The 16117-nt window shown below is 72.0% G+C and carries 14 protein-coding genes and 2 tRNA genes; 7 read left to right on the forward strand and 9 right to left on the reverse strand.

Features of this window, described 5'->3' with window-relative positions:
• Positions 1–152: 152 nt before the first annotated feature.
• The 3 genes from ABZ951_RS28100 to ABZ951_RS28110 all read left to right on the forward strand — a co-directional run bounded on the left by ABZ951_RS28100 (position 153) and on the right by ABZ951_RS28110 (position 2751).
• Positions 153–863: a hypothetical protein gene (locus tag ABZ951_RS28100; RefSeq protein WP_344091189.1), complete on the forward strand. Its 711-nt coding sequence runs from the start codon at positions 153–155 to the stop codon at positions 861–863.
• 17 nt (positions 864–880) lie between these two features.
• Complete coding sequence (locus ABZ951_RS28105) at positions 881–1543, forward strand: class F sortase (RefSeq protein WP_344091187.1); 663 nt, start codon at positions 881–883, stop codon at positions 1541–1543.
• 167 nt (positions 1544–1710) lie between these two features.
• The gene (locus ABZ951_RS28110; protein WP_344091184.1) at positions 1711–2751 is read left to right on the forward strand and encodes a glycoside hydrolase family 6 protein; all 1041 of its coding nucleotides are present in this window, start codon (positions 1711–1713) and stop codon (positions 2749–2751) included.
• An 81-nt stretch (positions 2752–2832) separates the two neighbouring features.
• On the opposite strand, the gene ABZ951_RS28115 is transcribed toward ABZ951_RS28110, so the two are convergent.
• The 3 genes from ABZ951_RS28115 to ABZ951_RS28125 form a co-directional block, all read right to left on the reverse strand.
• Positions 2833–4887 carry a kelch motif-containing protein gene (locus tag ABZ951_RS28115; RefSeq protein ID WP_344091182.1) on the reverse strand — a complete coding sequence of 685 codons (2055 nt, stop codon included), beginning with the start codon at positions 4885–4887 and terminating at the stop codon, positions 2833–2835.
• Positions 4884–6740, reverse strand: coding sequence for a cellulose synthase catalytic subunit (locus ABZ951_RS28120; RefSeq protein ID WP_344091180.1), 1857 nt, complete (start codon positions 6738–6740; stop codon positions 4884–4886). Before ABZ951_RS28120 ends, ABZ951_RS28115 begins: the two co-directional genes overlap by 4 nt.
• A 317-nt stretch (positions 6741–7057) precedes the next feature.
• A tRNA-Lys gene (locus tag ABZ951_RS28125) sits at positions 7058–7131 on the reverse strand.
• A 142-nt stretch (positions 7132–7273) separates the two neighbouring features.
• Here ABZ951_RS28125 and ABZ951_RS28130 point away from each other — a divergent pair.
• From ABZ951_RS28130 to ABZ951_RS28140, 3 genes are all read left to right on the forward strand, one after another.
• Positions 7274–8104: a C40 family peptidase gene (locus ABZ951_RS28130; protein ID WP_361280989.1), complete on the forward strand. Its 831-nt coding sequence runs from the start codon at positions 7274–7276 to the stop codon at positions 8102–8104.
• A 61-nt stretch (positions 8105–8165) separates the two neighbouring features.
• Positions 8166–8822, forward strand: coding sequence for a nucleoside/nucleotide kinase family protein (locus tag ABZ951_RS28135; RefSeq protein WP_344089230.1), 657 nt, complete (start codon positions 8166–8168; stop codon positions 8820–8822).
• Positions 8823–8898: 76 nt separating this feature from the next.
• Complete coding sequence (locus tag ABZ951_RS28140) at positions 8899–9489, forward strand: lytic polysaccharide monooxygenase auxiliary activity family 9 protein (RefSeq protein WP_344089231.1); 591 nt, start codon at positions 8899–8901, stop codon at positions 9487–9489.
• A gap of 49 nt (positions 9490–9538) precedes the next feature.
• Here the strand turns inward: ABZ951_RS28140 and ABZ951_RS28145 are convergent, their stop codons facing one another.
• From ABZ951_RS28145 to ABZ951_RS28165, 5 genes are all read right to left on the reverse strand, one after another.
• A complete protein-coding gene (locus tag ABZ951_RS28145) occupies positions 9539–10378 on the reverse strand; it encodes a cytochrome c biogenesis CcdA family protein (protein ID WP_344089232.1) in 840 nt (279 codons plus the stop codon).
• Complete coding sequence (locus ABZ951_RS28150) at positions 10375–11172, reverse strand: DsbA family protein (protein WP_344089233.1); 798 nt, start codon at positions 11170–11172, stop codon at positions 10375–10377. The genes ABZ951_RS28145 and ABZ951_RS28150 overlap by 4 nt, the downstream gene beginning before the upstream one ends.
• Before the next feature lie 78 nt (positions 11173–11250).
• On the reverse strand, positions 11251–11670 hold the full coding sequence (locus ABZ951_RS28155; protein WP_344089234.1) for a hypothetical protein: 420 nt from the start codon (positions 11668–11670) through the stop codon (positions 11251–11253).
• 122 nt (positions 11671–11792) lie between these two features.
• Positions 11793–11866: transfer RNA gene (locus tag ABZ951_RS28160), tRNA-Lys, on the reverse strand.
• Positions 11867–11931: 65 nt separating this feature from the next.
• Positions 11932–12690 (reverse strand): IclR family transcriptional regulator C-terminal domain-containing protein, encoded by a 759-nt coding sequence (locus ABZ951_RS28165; protein ID WP_344089235.1) that lies wholly within the window; start codon positions 12688–12690, stop codon positions 11932–11934.
• A 266-nt stretch (positions 12691–12956) separates the two neighbouring features.
• On the opposite strand from ABZ951_RS28165, the gene ABZ951_RS28170 reads away from it, so the two are divergent.
• A complete protein-coding gene (locus tag ABZ951_RS28170; protein ID WP_344089236.1) occupies positions 12957–14054 on the forward strand; it encodes an LLM class flavin-dependent oxidoreductase in 1098 nt (365 codons plus the stop codon).
• Between the two features lie 182 nt (positions 14055–14236).
• Here ABZ951_RS28170 and ABZ951_RS28175 read toward each other — a convergent pair whose 3' ends face one another.
• Positions 14237–16033, reverse strand: coding sequence for an EAL domain-containing protein (locus tag ABZ951_RS28175; protein ID WP_361280993.1), 1797 nt, complete (start codon positions 16031–16033; stop codon positions 14237–14239).
• Between the last annotated feature and the right edge of the window lie 84 nt (positions 16034–16117).

Below are 16117 nucleotides of genomic sequence, written 5' to 3' on the forward strand. Positions count from 1 at the left end.
CTCGGCTGAGCTCAGCCGACACCAGCCCGTCCGGAAACCCCCTGATCGGCCGGACAGGCCCAAGGCGATCCGTATGGAGCAATCGTCCCACCGAGCGGATGCGCGCCTCCGGTGGCCGGGTGAACCTGCTGGGGTAACCAGGAGGTTTCACCATGGACTCAGTCCGACGCGCTCTCTGCGGGGCCCTGGCGTCGGTCGCCCTCTGTGCGGCCCCCGCGTTCGCCGATGACAACCCGGCCACCATGTCGGGGACGATAGAGCTCACCCCGGTCACCAGCCATCCCGGTGCGCAGGTCCAGCTGCGGGTCGCCGGCTGTGCGAACAACAGGGCGACGGCCACCTCCGAGGCGTTCGTCGCCGACGCCACGCTGGCCAAGGACTCGGCCGGGCTGTTCGCCGAGGCGACCGTCCGCAAGACCGTCGCCCCCGGGACCTACCGGGTCCAGGTGCGCTGCGACGGCTACGACTCGGTGGCCAAAGGGCGGCTGACGATCCTCTCCGAGGACGAACCGCTGCCCGAAAACGACGCCGACGAGGAGTTCGCGGCCGCCGTGGGCGAGAGCGACGCGGACGAGAGCGATTCCGGTGAGAGCACCACGGGCGTGAACGGCGACAGCGAGTACGGCGACCGCGCCGGCCACCGGGCGGACACCTCCCCGGACACACCCGGCGAGCCCGTCGCCCCCGTGCCCGCCGGTGGCGGCGGCACCGCCACCACCGCCGCCGAACCCCCCGGCACCCCCGGGCTCGTCCTCGCGGCCTGCACCGCCCTGGTCGCCGCCGGACTGATCTGGCACCGGCGGCGCACCGAACCCGCCGCGTCCTCCGAGTCCTCCGAGTCCCCCGCGTCCTCCGAGCGGTGACGGGAAGCGGCCCCGCGATGTCCGAAGCGCCCGCAGCCGGCCGCGGCCGGCTCCTGACCGGAGTGGCCTGGGCCGTGCTGCTGCTCATCCTGTGGCTGTGGGGCCGTGAGGTCACCGACGGCCGCGGAACCGCCACCCCGACCGCGGGCGACGTCGCCGCCGCGGGCCGCCCCGACACCCACCCGCTGCCCCCGGCCCACGCCCCGATCCCCGGCGCCCACCCCCAGGGCCTGGCGATCGAGGCGGCCGGCGTCCGCGCCCCCATCGAGGACCGCGGCCTCGATCCCCTGGGCGCCGTGCAGCCGCCCCCCTACGGGCGGCCCGGCGCCGTCGGCTGGTACCGCGGCGGGCCGGAGCCCGGCACCCGCGGTGCGGCCGTGCTCGTCGGCCACGTCGACACCGAGCGGGCACCCGCCGTCTTCTCCGGCCTCGGCGACCTCACCCCCGGCGAGACGATCACCGTTGCCCGCGCGGACGGCTCCACCGCCGAGTTCACCGTCGAGGACGTCGCCGTCTTCACCAAGGACCGCTTCGACGCCCGCAAGGTCTACGGGCCGCGCGAGCGCGACCGCGCCGAGCTGCGCCTGATCACCTGCGGCGGCGACTACGACCGGGCCCGGCGCTCGTACGCCGCCAACGTCGTCGTGTCCGCCTACCTGACCGGCACCGGCCGTGCCTGATCACCGCACCCGCGGCGACACCCGCTGCTCCAACGGAGGGACTTGACAAGGCGTCATTGTTCGACAACCCACGCGCCGGCACGTCCCTGTGCCAGCATTGAAGAGACCGGTCATGTCCCGTGGGGGCGGGGGACAACCCCACAGGAAGTACACCCGAGGGGGAATGGATGGACGGCAGCAACAGCGGCCGCGTGCGGCGGGCCCGTGCGGCCCGGGCGGGAGCGGGAGCCCTGGCGGGCACCCTGCTGCTGCTCGCGGGCTGCTCGTCATCGTCGTCCTCCGCCACACCGCCCGAGCCGGCCAGGCAACAGCCACAGCAGCCCAAGACCCGGGCCCCCTTCTGGGTAAACCCGGAGTCCACCGCGGCCAAGCGGGCCGCCGAGCTCGGCAAGGGCGGCGATAAGCAGCAGGCCGCGCTGCTCACGAAGATCGCCGCCCAGCCGGTCGCCGAGTGGATCGGGGTCGACGACCCCCAGGGCCAGACCCGCGGCTACACCGAGGCCGCCGCCAAGGCCGACCGCGTCGCCGTGCTGGTCCTCTACAACATCCCCCACCGCGACTGCGGCCAGTACTCCCAGGGCGGCGCCGCCGACGGCGACGCCTACCGGCAGTGGCTGGACCAGGCGGCCCAGGGCATCGGCAACCGCAGCGCGACGGTCATCCTGGAGCCGGACGCCCTGCCGCACATCGAGGACGGCTGCACGCCCCAGCAGTTCCACGAGGAGCGCTTCGCGCTGCTCAAGGAGGCCGTCGCCAAGCTCAAGGCGCTCCCCCGGACCAAGGTCTACCTGGACGCGGGCAACCCCAGCTGGGTCACGCCCGCCGACCGGATGGCCGAGCCGCTGCGCCGCGCGGGCATCGAGAAGGCCGACGGCTTCGCGCTGAACGTCTCCAACTTCCAGACCACGCAGGCCAACAAGGACTACGGCCGCAGGCTCTCCGCCCTGGTCGGCGGCAAGCACTTCGTCATCGACACCAGCCGCAACGGCAACGGCCCGCTGTCCGGGGCCGATCACGAGAAGGCGTGGTGCAATCCCTCGGGCCGGGCGCTCGGCGAGCCGCCCACGACGCAGACCGGTGACCCGCTGGTGGACGCCTACCTGTGGATCAAACGCCCGGGGGAGTCCGACGGCGCCTGCAAGGGCGGCCCGGACGCCGGCCAGTGGTGGGAGACCTACGCGCTCGACCTGGCCCGCAACTCCCGCTGACCGCACGCCCCGGCGGCACCTCGGCAGAAAGGGCCGGCCCCGCTCCCCGGCGGGCCGGCCCTTTTCCGCTGCCCGCGCGGGCTATTCCTCGTCCTCTTCCGACTCCTCCGCGGATTCCTCGTCCGTCCCCTCGCCGGAATCCTCGGAATCCTCGTTGTCGTCCGCCTTCGCGTCTTTCTCCGCCGGGGCGGCCACCGGGACCTTCAGCCACACGGCCGTCGACGGCATCCCGCGGTCGTCGATCACATTCACCATGTACCAGCCGGGGGGCACCAGCGACGGGTCCTTGGGAAGGGTGACGGTGATGTCGTCCCCCTTCCGCTCGAAGTCCAGTGCGATCGACCGCTGCTCGATATTGGTGACGTGCGTGAAGGAGCCCGGCCGGATCAGCCGCACCTTCGCGACCGGCCGGGAGTGGGCGACGCGGTACGTGGCCTTTTCGCCCAGCTTCACGGTCTTCCGCCCGGCGTCCTCGATCTTCGGCCGCGGGCCCTTGTGAAGATAGGGCGGGGTGTAGAGGTCGATCTGCTGCTGGAACGTGGCCGGCTTGCTGTTGTCCGCGTCACCGAAGAGGGAATCGGAGCCGAACGTCATCACCCGGCCGTCGGGCAGCAGCAGCGCACCGGAGTGGTAATTGCGGCCCACCAGCGGATCCGCCACCCCGTGCCGTTTGTTGCTCTTCGGGTCGAAGATCTCGGCCTTCAGGACGTTGGAGTCGCTGCGACCGCGGTAATCGCCCGAACCGTTGGTGGTCAGCACCGTGTCGTCGGGCAGGATGACGCTGCTGGGATAGCGGGCCTCGGCGTACAGGTCGGGCCCGTCGCGGAAACGCGGCTTGGCGTCATGAAGATCGACGATACGGGTTTTGGCCGTGGCCTTTTTGTCCTCGCCGACCCCGCCGCCGCCGAGCACCATGTACCGCTGGTCCTGGGCGGGCGGCAGCAGGACGGACATCGAGGTCTCCAGGACGTCCGGGTCGCTCATCCCGGGGACCTCGGTGAAGTCGTTGCTCTCCAGATCCCACAGGCCGGGGACCCGGCCCTTGTCGTCCGGCCCGTATCCCGCGTTGGAGCCGGTGTAGAAGATCCGGCCCTTGTCCGTGAGGAAGAGCGCGGGGTAGGTCGGGAAGAACTTCTCCTTGGGCAGGTACGACCACTTCTTCGTCTTCGGGTCGTAGATCTCGTTCTTGCCCGGGACGACCTGCCCGATCTCGTCCAGGCCGGAGACGGAGAGGACCTTCCCGTCCTGGAGCGTGGTCAGCGTCGGATACCAGCGGGCCTCGTTCATCGGGTCGACCGTGATGTACCGCTCGGTCTCGGGGTCGAACTCGAAGGAATCCTTGATGCCCTGGAAATCCTTCTTGTCGAAGGAGAGTTTGTTGGCGATGCCGTAGATGTTCTGGGCGTCCTTGCCCTTGAGGCTCTCGACGGTGTAATTGTCGGTGAGACCGGTCTCGTGCTCGGGGCCCTGCTCCAGGGCCTCCACATAGACCCGCGCGGTGGAGACCGACACGGTGACCTTGCGGGATTCCTCGTCCTGCGTCTTCTTGGCGCGGGGGACGAGCACGGGGTCCTTGGACTCGAAGGTCTTGCCGTTCTTCTTGCCGGTGAACCGGGTGCCCGCGGGCAGGGTCATCGGTTTGTCCGGATTCTCGTTGTGCACCACCATCAGCCCGCCGGCCTTGGTGACGTCGCCGCCCAGCTTCTCGTAGCGCTGGGTGCCGCCCGCCACCAGCAGCTTGCCGTCGGGCAGCTGGGTGTGGCCCGCACAGAAGAGGTCCTTGGGCGTGGGGATGTTCTTGTAGGTGTTCCGCACCGGGTCCCACAGGACCGTGCGGAAGGATTTGGCGGCGAAATTGGCGGCGTTGTTCCCCGAGCCGGCGACGAGCAGCACCTTGCCGGTATGCAGGAGGGCGGCGTGGATCGTGTTGATCCGGTATTCCTCCGGCACGTCCACCACGGACCAGTGGCCGTTCTGCGCCTTGTACTCCGGCTGGTTGATCTTGTAGTCGTGGTACTGCTCCGAGGCGTACCCCCAGATCGCCGGCCCGTTCATGCCCGCCAGGACGAGCCCCACGGCCGACCCGACAGCCATCCGGCGGGTGCGGCGGCTGGGACGGTAACGCCGGTAGTTCATCGGCCGGCCTCCATGGCGTGCTTGGCGCGGCGCACGGTCCACCACCACGCGAGGATCGGGGCCACGGTGATCGCGAGGGCCAGCGTCGCCCAGGTGCGCATCGCCACATGCGTATGGCCGAGCAGGAACGAGGCCACCAGCGCGCCACCGAAGACCAGCAGGAAGAACAGATGGATCCGGAAGGTGCCGAAGAGGGTGTCGGGGCTGGCGGAGTCGCCCTTGGGCGTGACCACGAAACCGCTCTTGCGGCGCAGCACCGCGTCCGTCAGCGAGCGGGCGTAGATCGGCGCGGACAGCGCCGACATCACCATGCCGGCCAGGCCGCCGGAGCCCTCGGGCTCGTGCGGCGAGACGTTGTGGCGGCGGTTCCAGATGTAGAGGCCGATCTGGAGGGCCGCGGCGTCGCTGTAGAGCATCATCCAGATCTCGGAATTGATCTGGATACCGGAGGCGCCCATGCCGAGGAACAGGGCGCAGCTCAGTGCGCCGAGCATCCAGTTGAGGGCGGTCATCGGATAATAGATGACCATCAGGGTGTAGTTCAGGAATTTCCCCGGTGACAGCGTGAAGGGGCCTTTCCAGAACTGCTTGATAATCGTCTCGTAGGTGCCCCGGGACCAGCGCAGCTGCTGGGTGAAGAAGTCGGTCCAGGCATTGGGCCCCTCGCCGACCGCGAGGACGTCCGGGGTGTAGACCGAGCGCCACTTGTGCCCGGTGCCGGGATTGCGGTGGCGGTGCAGCTCGAAGCCGGTGGCCATGTCCTCCGTGATGGAGTCGTACAGACCGCCGATGCCCTTCAGAGCGCTGATGCGGACGGCGTTGTTCGTGCCGACGAACATGGGCGCGCCATAGCGGTTCCCGGCGCGCTGGATCAGGGCGTGGAAAAGGAACTGCTGGCTTTCGGCGGCCTTGGTCACGGCCGCATCGTAGTTCCCGTAGACCTGCGGACCAACGACAAACGCGATATCGGGGTCGCGGAAGTAGCCGAGCATTCGCTCCAGGAAGTTCGGCAGTGGTACGTGGTCGGTGTCGACGGAGGCGAAGAAGTCGTAGTCGTCGCCGTGGGCGTCCAGCCAGGCGTTGTAGTTCCCGTGTTTGGTCTTCGCGCGGTGCGGCCCCTTCTGCTGATTCCACTTCTCGACCCCTTTGCGGGAGAAGTGGTGCACGCCCAGCCGCCGGCAGACCTCCTTGACCTCCGGGTCGTCACCCTCGTCGAGCAGCCAGACGTGCAGCGGGCCACGGTGGCGCAGCCGGACCGCCGCCTCCAGCGTCCGCGTGACCATCTCGATCGGCTCCTTGCCGGGCACGAACGAGGTGAGGAAGGCGACCCTGGTGCCGCTCTCGGGCACCACCGGGACCGGGTCACGCGCGACGAGGGTGGCATGGGCGTTGGACGCCACGTTCATGGTGCGGAAGAGCTCGATGAGGCCGATCGACACCAGCATCACGGCGTCCAGCGTGCGCATCAGGGGGGTGGCGTTCTCCCGCTGCGTCCAGTGCGCGGGCTGCATCAGCCACAGCAGCAGCCCGAGCGAGACGACGGGCGCGGCCCCGAGCAGCAGCGCGCCGAGGACGCGGTGGGTCTCCTCGGCGAGGAGGCTGCGGTAGCGCACCCGGTACGGGCGGTCCGGGCCGGGCTCGGTGAGCGGGCCCGCCAGCCGGCTGTAGTGCTCGTAGTCGAAGCGCGGGCGCACCGGCGGTGGTGCGGGAGCGGGCTGCGGCGGCCGTGGCGGCGCGAGCGCCTGCTGTTCGGTCCGGGGCGCCACCGTGCCGGGCCTGCCGGGCGGGCGCAGCCGGGCCGTGGCCGCCGGGTCGTCGGTGTGCTGCCGGGCTCCGGCAGGCGTGGATGTCATGAGTCATAACCCCCCGCACGCATGCTGACCGCGTGTGTCAGTCCGCACAGCCCTCAGGCCCCCCACGGCCTTACGGACTCACGGGAACCGGCTCCCCCCGGCACCGCTCAACCCATTGGTCACGTAATGATGTTGAGCCATCGCTGTCGGTTCAGGATCTCCGACCCTGCGTCATGATCGCAAGGGTGAAACAAGGTGTTTACCGGGCAAAGTGGTGCGTTAGGCGAAGGGGCCTACGAAAGTGGCTGAAGTGTTCGGATCGCCGCCGCAACGTCCGAAGGCTCCTCACCAGTGGTGAGGAGCCTTCGGACTGTCTGTGCGCCGCCAGGGACTCGAACCCCGGACCCGCTGATTAAGAGTCAGCTGCTCTAACCAACTGAGCTAGCGGCGCCTGCTGACAGAGAAAACAATACCTGATCCCGAGGGGTGCCCCTGACCACCCCTTGCCCGGCCCCCGCCGCCCGGTCTTTCGACATGCGGACCGGCCGGGCCGTTGAGAAGCTGTGCCGGATACGACGGGAGGCAGGGTTTCCGTGCGGATACCGGCATTCACCGCCGCGGTGCCCGGCGACTGCGCGTGCGCCCTGTGCGTCGACGCGGCGGCCGCCGGGCCGCCGCGGGACGACGCCGGGGGCCCCGACGGCGGCGCCCGGCACCGGTGCGCCGTCCGCGGGGCCCTCGTGGCGGCGGTGGGCGCGGTGGTGCTGGCCGGGCCGGGGACGGGCACCTCCTCGGTGACGCCCGGGTCCCCGTCGGACCGCACCGACCCGGGGACGGCCACCCGGGTGGACTACACGGACCCCGAGCACATGACCCCGGACGGCATAGCCGCCGACGAGCGGCAGGCCGCGCCCCCCGAGCCGCCCGCCTGGGACACCGGCGGGCTGCCGGACCCCTTCGAGGAGGCGGCGCCCGGCCGGGACGGCGAGCTGGTCCTCGTCGACCTCGGCGGCACCGAGCGCGGGCGCGGGAGTGCGCGGCTGCCGGAGGCCGCCCCGGGCCGCGACCTCGAACCCGCCGTCGCCTACGCGCTGGCCCAGGTGGGGGACGCCTATGCCCTGGGCGGCAACGGGCCGCGCCGCTGGGACTGCTCCGGCCTCGTCCAGCAGGCGTACCGCAAGGCCGGCGTCCGGCTGCCGCGCATCGCCGCCGACCAGTACCGGGCCACGGCCCCCGTCAAACGCGGCTCCCTGCGCCGCGGCGACCTGGTCTTCTGGACGTCCAACGGCCGGGTCTCCGGCATCCACCACGTGGCGGTCTACCTGGGCGGCGGGCGCTACGTCGAGGCGCCCCGGCCGGGCAAGAAGGTCCGCATCTCCACTTTCTCGCACTACAGTCCGAATCTGTACGGGCGGATCCGCTGACGGCCGCGCCCCCGGGGGCTCGCCCGCGAAAGTCACCCGGACGGCCGCCTAGGGTGCGGACATGGAGATCTCCGAGCTGGCGGCCGACGCCTGGCACCTCGCGGCGGACCGCGGAACGCGCACCCTGATCGGCATCGCCGGGCCGCCCGGCGCCGGGAAGTCGACCCTCGCCCGGGCCCTGGTGGCGGAGCTGGACGCGCGCCACGGCACCGGCTCGGCCGCGTACCTGCCGCTCGACGGTTTCCACCTCTCCAACGCCCAGCTGGAGCGCCTCGGCCTGACCGACCGCAAGGGCTCCGCCCCCAGCTTTGACGTCTGGGGCTACGCCGCGCTGCTGCGCCGGGTGGGGGAGGAGGAGGCCGGGCGGGACGTGTACGTACCGGACTACGACCGCACGCTCCACGAGCCGGTCGCCGCCCGGCACGTGGTGCCCGCGCCGGCCCGGCTGGTGATCACGGAGGGCAATTACCTGGCCTGCGACGAGCCGGGCTGGCGGGACGCGCGCCGGCACCTGGCCGAGGTCTGGTACCTGGAGACACCTGACGAAGTGCGTCAAGGGCGCCTCCTTGAACGGCAAAGGACCGGCGGGCGCGACGAGGCCGGCGCGCGGGCCTGGGTGCAGGGCAACGACCACCCCAACGGCGAACAGGTGAAGGCCGCGCGGGGGAACTGTGACCGAATTCTTCCTGCCGTTGGCCTGGACATGACCAATTCGTAGGACTAGCCTCCGCCTTGGTCTAGACCGCATTTCACTCGGCTCACAGAACCCCCCACGTTCTCCGAGGAGCGAAAGCATGCGCAAGAAGATCAGTGCGGCGATCATCGGCATGGGCATCGCCGGCGTGTCCCTGTTCTCCACCGGCAGCGCCACCGGCCACGGCTACACCGACTCACCCACCAGTCGCCAGGTGCACTGCGCCAAGGGCACCGTGAAGAACTGCGGCGCCATCCAATGGGAGCCCCAGAGCGTCGAGGGCACCAAGGGCTTCCCCGCCCGGGGACCCGCCGACGGCACCATCTGTGCGGGCGGCAACAGCCGCTTCGCCCAGCTTGACGACCCGCGGAACGGCCAGTGGCCCGCCACCGCGGTGACCGCGGGCCGGAGCCTGGACTTCCGCTGGAAGCTCACCGCCCGGCACGCCACCACCGACTTCCGCTACTACCTCACCAAGAGCACCTATAACCCCACCAGGCCCCTGACCCGCGCCGACCTCGAACCTCAGCCGTTCCTGACCGTCCCCTACGGCGGCCGGATACCCGACGCCACCGTCTCCCACCAGGGCACACTCCCCGCCGGAAAGACCGGCAAGCAGCTGATACTCGCCGTCTGGAACATCGCCGACACGGGCAACGCGTTCTACGCCTGCTCCGACGTGACGTTCTGACGGCTGCCGGCACCTCCCCGGCCCCACACCGGGGAGGCGCCACCCTCCGCTACTCCGGGCTCCCGGGCCCGTCCCGCCCCTCGGGCCGCAGCGCGACCCACGCGAGCACTCCCGCCACCGCCAGCGCGACGACCGCCAGCAGGGCGTAGTCCGGCACGGCGCCGCCGATCCTGGAGGCGAGCTCCTCCAGCCGGAACTCCTGGTCCGCGTCCAAGAGGCCCGGCAGGCCCGTCGTCCCCCCGGAGATGAAGAGCACGCCGATGCCGATGAAGAACAGGCCGGAGAGCAGCGAGGTGGTGTGCAGCCGCAGCCGCCCCAGCCGCAGCTCCCTGCCCCGCAGCCACCCCCGGCTCCCCAGCCGGAAGCGGTCCCAGAACAAGGCCAGGACGAACAGCGGCAGCGCCATCCCCAGCGCGTAGACGGCCAGCATCGACGCGCCGTACACCGGATTGCCGTGGACGGCCGTCAGGGTCAGCACCGCGCCCAGGATCGGCCCGGCGCAGAAGCCCGCGAGCCCGTAGACGCAGCCGAGCAGGAACGTCGACGCCGCCGAGCGCGGGGTGATCCGCCCGGCCGCGGCCTGCGCCTTCTTCGAGGCGAAGCCGAGGCCGAGGATCTGGGCGGCGCCCAGGGCGATCACGGTCCACCCGCCGGCGGTGATCAGTGCCTCCCGGTGGCCGTTGAAGAGCCGGCTGGCGGCGGAGGAGGCCGCGCCGAGCGGCACGAGCGTGGTGGCGAGCCCGAGGTAGAAGACGCCGGTACGGGCCAGCAGCTTGCCGGGGCTCGCGAGCGAATAGGCGAAGAACGCCGGCAGCAGCAGCGCGCTGCACGGGCTGACCAGGGCGAGGACGCCGCCGAGGAACGCGGCGAGGAAGCCGATGTCGGTCACTTCGTGCTCTGCTTCGCCGCCCGGGCCTGCGCGATGGCCTCCTCGAACGCCTTCATCGGCTGGGCCCCGGCGATGGGCCGCCCGCCGACGAGGAACGACGGCGTGGACTGCACGCCGATCGAGTACCCCTCCTCCTGGTCCTTCTTCACGCCCGCCGCGGAGGCGGAGCCGTTCAGGTCGGCACGGAACTTCGCCAGGTCGGTGACGCCGCTGGAGCGGGCCATGTCGACCAGCTTGTCCTCGGCGAGCGCGTCGCCCTTGCGGGTCTTGGCGTAGACCTCGTCGTGGAACTGCCAGAACCTGCCCTGCTGCCCGGCGGCCCAGGAGGCGCGGGCGGCCCGCTCGGAGTCCTTCCCGAAGATCGGGAAGTTGCGGAACTCGATGCGCAGGACGCCCTCGTCCACATATTTCTTGATCAGCTCGGGCTGGCTGTCGCGGGTGAACTTCCCGCAGAACGAGCACTGGTAGTCGGCGTACTCCACGAGCACGACGGGCGCGTCGACCCTGCCGACGGCGAGGGGGTCGCCGTCCGCGCGGCGGCTGGTGGCCTGCGCCAGCTGGTCGAAGACCTTCTGCTGCGGGTCCGCGGCCGGCCCGGAGGCGGTGCTTCCTCTCGTGTTGGTCTCGTCGGAACCCTTGCCGGAGCCGCCCGCGCTCTCGCCGATGGCGACGGAGGCGGCGACGATCGCGACGACGAGGGCGAGAACGGCACCGATCGCCGCGAGGCGGCGCGTGGACCGGCGCCGGGCGGCGCCGGCGGGACGGGGGGCGGGACGTGCGGGGGTGCGGGACATGGGTGTGAGCTCCCTGGGGGGACGGATGCGGGACATGCCGGGGTGACGGCCCGGTGCGCGGGCCGTGGGGCGGCGGGTCTAGATCCGTAGGACGGGGAGGAGCTCGGCGCAGCCGGCGACCGGGACGGGCGGCGCCCGGGGCGCCGCGGGCGCCGGCACCCGGGCGGCGGGCAGCGCCGCCCGAAGGGCACCGGGGCCGGTGAGCGGGTCGGTCTGCGGATGCGGCACGGTGATCGCGGCGCCCCCCGGGGGCGCCTCCTGGGGCTTGCACGTACCGCCGCGGTCCGCGCCGCCGGCATCGGCCCGCGGACGGGCCTCGGCCGCGCCGGCCGGCGTTTCCCCGGCCCGTGTCTCGAAGGCGCGGGGCCCGGTGAGGGACGCCGCGGCGGGCGCCGCCCCGGCCGCCCGCGCAGAGGCGGTTCCGGTCAGGCAGGGGCCGAAGACGACCGCGAGGAGGAGCAGGAGCACGGCGGCTGCCGACGGGCGGCGGTGCTGCATCCTGCGCCCCCCTTCGTCCTGGTTTCTTCGGGCTTGCCCGAGGTGCCCGGGCGGCCTCCCATGCTACGGGCCGGACAACGAACAAGGCCCCTCACCAGTGGTGAGGGGCCTTGTTCCGTCGGTGCGCCGCCAGGGACTCGAACCCCGGACCCGCTGATTAAGAGTCAGCTGCTCTAACCAACTGAGCTAGCGGCGCCTGCTGACGAGATAAATATACCTGGTCCGAACGGGTGCTCCGTACCCGCTTTTGCGTCCGCGCGCTCAGAGCGCCATCGACAGCAGTAAGGGCGCCGCCCGCCGGTTCAGCGTCGCGGCGGCGTGCCGCAGGCGGTGGGCGTGGGCCAGCGGGAGCGAGAGGGCGAGGCAGCCCACCGAGAGCCCCGCGGTGATCGGGACGGCGGCGCAGACCGTGCCCACCGCGTACTCCTGGAGATCCAGCACCGGGACCGTCGCGGGCTGGGCGTCGAGCTTGCGGAAGAGGACCTTCTCGCTGGTGATCGTCCGGGAGGTGAGGCGGGCGGTCTTGTGGCGCGAGAGGTGATCGCGGCGGCCGTCGTGGTCGAGCTGGGTGAGCAGGCACTTGCCGACCGCGCTGGCGTGGGCGGCGGAGCGGAAGTCGACCCATTCGTTGACCCGGGGGGTGTGCGGCCCGTCCGCGCACTGGGTGATCCGGACCTCGCCGTCGATGTAGCGGCTGAGGTAGACGGCGGCGCCGACGGAATCGCGCAGCGACGTCAGCGCCTGCTGGAGCTTGCGCCGGACGGCCTGGCCGCGGTCGCCGCCGGAGCCCAGCAGGGCCAGGGCGTCACCGGCGACGTACCCGCCGTCGCTCACCCGCTCCACGTAATCCTCGCGGCACAGCATCAGCAGGAGGGCGGCGAGCCGGCCTGCGGGCAGCCCCGTCTCGCGGGCTATCTGGGCCTCGGTCACGCCACCGGAGTGCCGCGTGACCGTCTCCAGCACCCGGAGCGCGTACTGCGCCGAGTGGAACGGTGTGGTGGGCTCGGGCTTCAGCGCCACGGTCTCCCCCTAGCGGGCTTGCAGCGAGTGTCCCGCTTCCCACGATAACGGCGAAAGGGACGGCGGGGAGGGGGTGTTGACGAGAAGGGGCCGGACCGGAAAGCCGCTGTTCAGGGACGCGCCTCTCTGGCATATGCCTATGCCATGCGGCCGTCCGGCCGGGCCGGGCGGACTGGGAATAAGCGGAGAGATGCTCCGGTTGTCCTGGCGACCGACGGAAAGCGCGGCGCACCGGTGCGCCGCGGGCGATCAGGAGGCGGACCACCGTGGCCGACGTACAGGACGACACCATCCGGGGCAGGGCCGCGGGCACCGCTCCCGTACCCCTGTCGGTACTGGATCTGGCGACCGTGGGCAGCGGCCGGACCGCCCGGCAGGCGCTGGGCACCACGGTCGAGCTGGCGAAGCTCGCCGAACGGCGCGGCTACCACCGCTTCTGGGTCGCCGAGCACCACTCCATGCCCGGCATCGCCAGCTCCTCCCCGGCGGTCGTCCTGGCCCACCTCGCCGCCCACACCGAGCGCATCCGCCTCGGCTCCGGCGGGGTGATGCTGCCCAACCACGCCCCGCTGGTGATAGCCGAGCAGTTCGGCACGCTCGAAGCCCTCGCCCCGCGCCGCGTGGACCTCGGTCTGGGCCGCGCCCCCGGCACGGACGGCGCGACCGCCACCGCGCTGCGCCGTTCCGACCGGCTGCGCGAGGACGCCGACGACTTCCCCCAGCAACTGAGCGAGCTGGTCCGGTTCCTGGACGACGACTTCCCCGACGGGCACCGCTACGCCCGGATCCACGCCGTCCCCGGCCCCGTCCAGGGCCGGGTCGCCGGCGGCGTCCAGCGGGCCGACCGCCCCTCCGTCTGGCTGCTGGGCTCCTCCGGCTTCAGCGCGCGGCTCGCCGGTGTGCTCGGCCTCCCCTTCTCCTTCGCCCACCACTTCTCGGCGGCCAACACCGTCCCCGCCCTGGAGCTCTACCGCGAGTCCTTCCGGCCGTCCGCCGTCCTCGACCGCCCGTACGCCAAGATCGGTGTCCAGGCGTTCGCGGCCGACGACCCCAAGGAGGCCCGCCGCCAGGTCCGCACCGGCGCGCTCGCGATGCTGCAGCTGCGCACCGGCCGGCCCGGGCTCGTCCCGACGCCGGAGGAGGCCGAGCGCCACCCCTTCGGCCTCGCCGAGCAGGACTTCGTCGACGGCTGGCTGGCCAATGTGGTCCACGGCACCCCCGACGAGGTGCGCGAGGGGCTGAACGCCCTGGCGAAGCGGACCGGGGCGGACGAGCTGATGATCACCGGCAATGTGCACGGTTCCGAGGAGCGGCTGCGCAGCTATGCGCTGATCGCGGACGCGTACGGGTTGCCGGGGGCGTAGGGCTGTTGTTTGCCGCCTGCGGCGGCGAGCGCCCTGCGGGCGCGTCCTCAATCTCCCCCAGCTACCGCTGGGGGTGCCCCCAGGAGGTGCCCCCGGACGGGCTGGAAAGCCCGTCCGGCGATTGAGGACAGGGCACAGCAGCCCGTCCGGCGATTGAGGACAAGGCGCAGCAGCCCGTCCGGTTACGGTCGCACGCCCGTGCTCAGCAGGGCCGAGATCGAGTCCGCCGGCACGGGCCGGGAGTAGAACCACCCCTGGCCCGTGTCGCAGCCGATCCGCCCCAGCCGCTCCGCCTGCTCCGCGCTCTCCACGCACTCGGCCGTCACCTTGATGCCCAGCCGGTGCGCGAGCTGGACCAGGGCCTCCACGATCGTCTCGTCCGCGGGGTTCGGCGGCTCCTCGGAGCGGAAGCCGCGGACGAAGGAGCCGTCGAGCTTGAGCGTGGAGACCGGCAGCCGGCTGAGGTAGGCGAGGTTGGAGTAGCCGGTGCCGAAATCGTCGATGGCGATGGCCACGCCCATGTCGCTGAGCTGCTGCAGCTGTTGCAGCGGCCGGCCCGCCGACCCCATGACCGCCGACTCGGTGAGCTCCAGCTGGAGCAGGCTCGGCGGCAGCCCCGTCTCGGTGAGGATCGCCGCCACGTCCGCCACGAGGTCGGAGTCCCACACCTGGCGCACCGCCACATTGACGCTGACGACGATCGGCTCCCGCGGGTGGGCCAGCTGCCAGCGTCTGGCCTGGCGGCAGGCGGTCGCGAGCACCCAGCGGCCCAGCGGCACGATGGCCCCCGTCTCCTCCGCCAGTCCGATGAACCGATTCGGCGCGAGCGTCCCGAACTGCGGGTGCCGCCAGCGCACCAGGGCCTCCACACCGCGGACGACCCCGTCGCCCAGCCCCACCAAAGGCTGGTACTGGAGGACGAACTCGTCCCGCTCGACCGCGGGCCGCAGGGTGCTGGAGAGGGCCTGCCGGGTCATCCGGTGGGCGTTGCGCTCGGGGTCGAAGAGGGTCCAGCGGGCCTTGCCGTCGGCCTTGGCCCAGTACAGCGTGGTGTCCGCGGCCTGCATCAGCTCGGTGGCGTGCGTCCCGGCGGCGGGCCGCTCGACGACGCCGATGCTCGCCGACACCGCCAGCCGCTGCCCGGCCATGTCGAACGGCTGCTGGATCCTGGACTGCACGCGGGTCGCGAGGTCGACGAGCTGCTGGGTGCCCGTGGACTCCTCGACCAGCAGCGCGAACTCGTCGCCGCCCAGCCGCGCCACGAGGTGGCCGCCGGGCGCGGCGCACTCCGCGAGCCGCTTGGCCACCGCGCCCAGCAGCCGGTCGCCGGCCCGGTGGCCCAGGGTGTCGTTGATGGCCTTGAAGCCGTCCAGGTCCAGATAGAGCAGGCCGATCCGGCCGGTGACGGCGCCTCGGCCGGCGGCCCGGCCGGTACCGCGGCCGGAGGCCGCGAGGGCCGCGGTCAGCCGCTCGAAGAACAGGCTCCGGTTGGGCAGCCGGGTCACCGGGTCGTGCATCCGCAGGTGGCGCAGGCGCGCCCGCAGATCCCGCCGGTCGCTGATGTCGGCCACGGACAGCAGGGCGTCACAGCTGTCCGGGAGCGGGGTGACGATCACCTCCGCCCACACCCCCTGGCGGCCGCCGCGCTGTTTGAGCCGGCGGGTGCAGTGGAGCCGGTCGCGGCGGCCGAGGAGCACCTCGCGGTACGCGCTCCAGGTGCGCGCGTCCTCGCGCAGCCCGGTGAAGTCGGCGGCCGGGGCGTCGGCGAGCCCGGCCGGGTCGGTGCCCAGCAGCTCGCCGAGCGCGTGGTTGGCGCTGCGCACCAGGCCGTCGCGGCCCACCACGGCCATGGCGAGCTGGGCGGCATTGAAGGCGGCACGAAAATCGCTGGATTCGTTACATTGCGTGACGGTTGTAGGCGTCGAACCGGGCGTGCTGCCCTGGCCGTCGAGGGTTCCGCTCACCGCTCGCTCCCGCATGGCATTCGTTCCGCACTGGTGTCGTCTGGGGCTCGTGGTTGTCGTACGCGTGACCGAACAGGTGGCGGGTGGCCGCCTGCCCGG

This window comes from Streptomyces sp. NPDC046215 (assembly GCF_040646215.1).
In the GTDB taxonomy this organism is placed as follows: domain Bacteria; phylum Actinomycetota; class Actinomycetes; order Streptomycetales; family Streptomycetaceae; genus Streptomyces; species Streptomyces stramineus.

What these genes read in the sequence shown, in the direction of transcription:
- ABZ951_RS28120 (WP_344091180.1), bottom strand. Translation starts at nt 6,740, where the DNA reads ATGACATCCACGCCTGCCGGAGCCCGGCAGCACACCGACGACCCGGCG.
- ABZ951_RS28140 (WP_344089231.1), top strand. Translation starts at nt 8,899, where the DNA reads ATGCGCAAGAAGATCAGTGCGGCGATCATCGGCATGGGCATCGCCGGC.
- ABZ951_RS28110 (WP_344091184.1), top strand. Translation starts at nt 1,711, where the DNA reads ATGGACGGCAGCAACAGCGGCCGCGTGCGGCGGGCCCGTGCGGCCCGG.
- ABZ951_RS28155 (WP_344089234.1), bottom strand. Translation starts at nt 11,670, where the DNA reads ATGCAGCACCGCCGCCCGTCGGCAGCCGCCGTGCTCCTGCTCCTCCTC.
- ABZ951_RS28105 (WP_344091187.1), top strand. Translation starts at nt 881, where the DNA reads ATGTCCGAAGCGCCCGCAGCCGGCCGCGGCCGGCTCCTGACCGGAGTG.
- ABZ951_RS28115 (WP_344091182.1), bottom strand. Translation starts at nt 4,887, where the DNA reads ATGAACTACCGGCGTTACCGTCCCAGCCGCCGCACCCGCCGGATGGCT.
- ABZ951_RS28150 (WP_344089233.1), bottom strand. Translation starts at nt 11,172, where the DNA reads ATGTCCCGCACCCCCGCACGTCCCGCCCCCCGTCCCGCCGGCGCCGCC.
- ABZ951_RS28175 (WP_361280993.1), bottom strand. Translation starts at nt 16,033, where the DNA reads ATGCGGGAGCGAGCGGTGAGCGGAACCCTCGACGGCCAGGGCAGCACG.
- ABZ951_RS28135 (WP_344089230.1), top strand. Translation starts at nt 8,166, where the DNA reads ATGGAGATCTCCGAGCTGGCGGCCGACGCCTGGCACCTCGCGGCGGAC.
- ABZ951_RS28100 (WP_344091189.1), top strand. Translation starts at nt 153, where the DNA reads ATGGACTCAGTCCGACGCGCTCTCTGCGGGGCCCTGGCGTCGGTCGCC.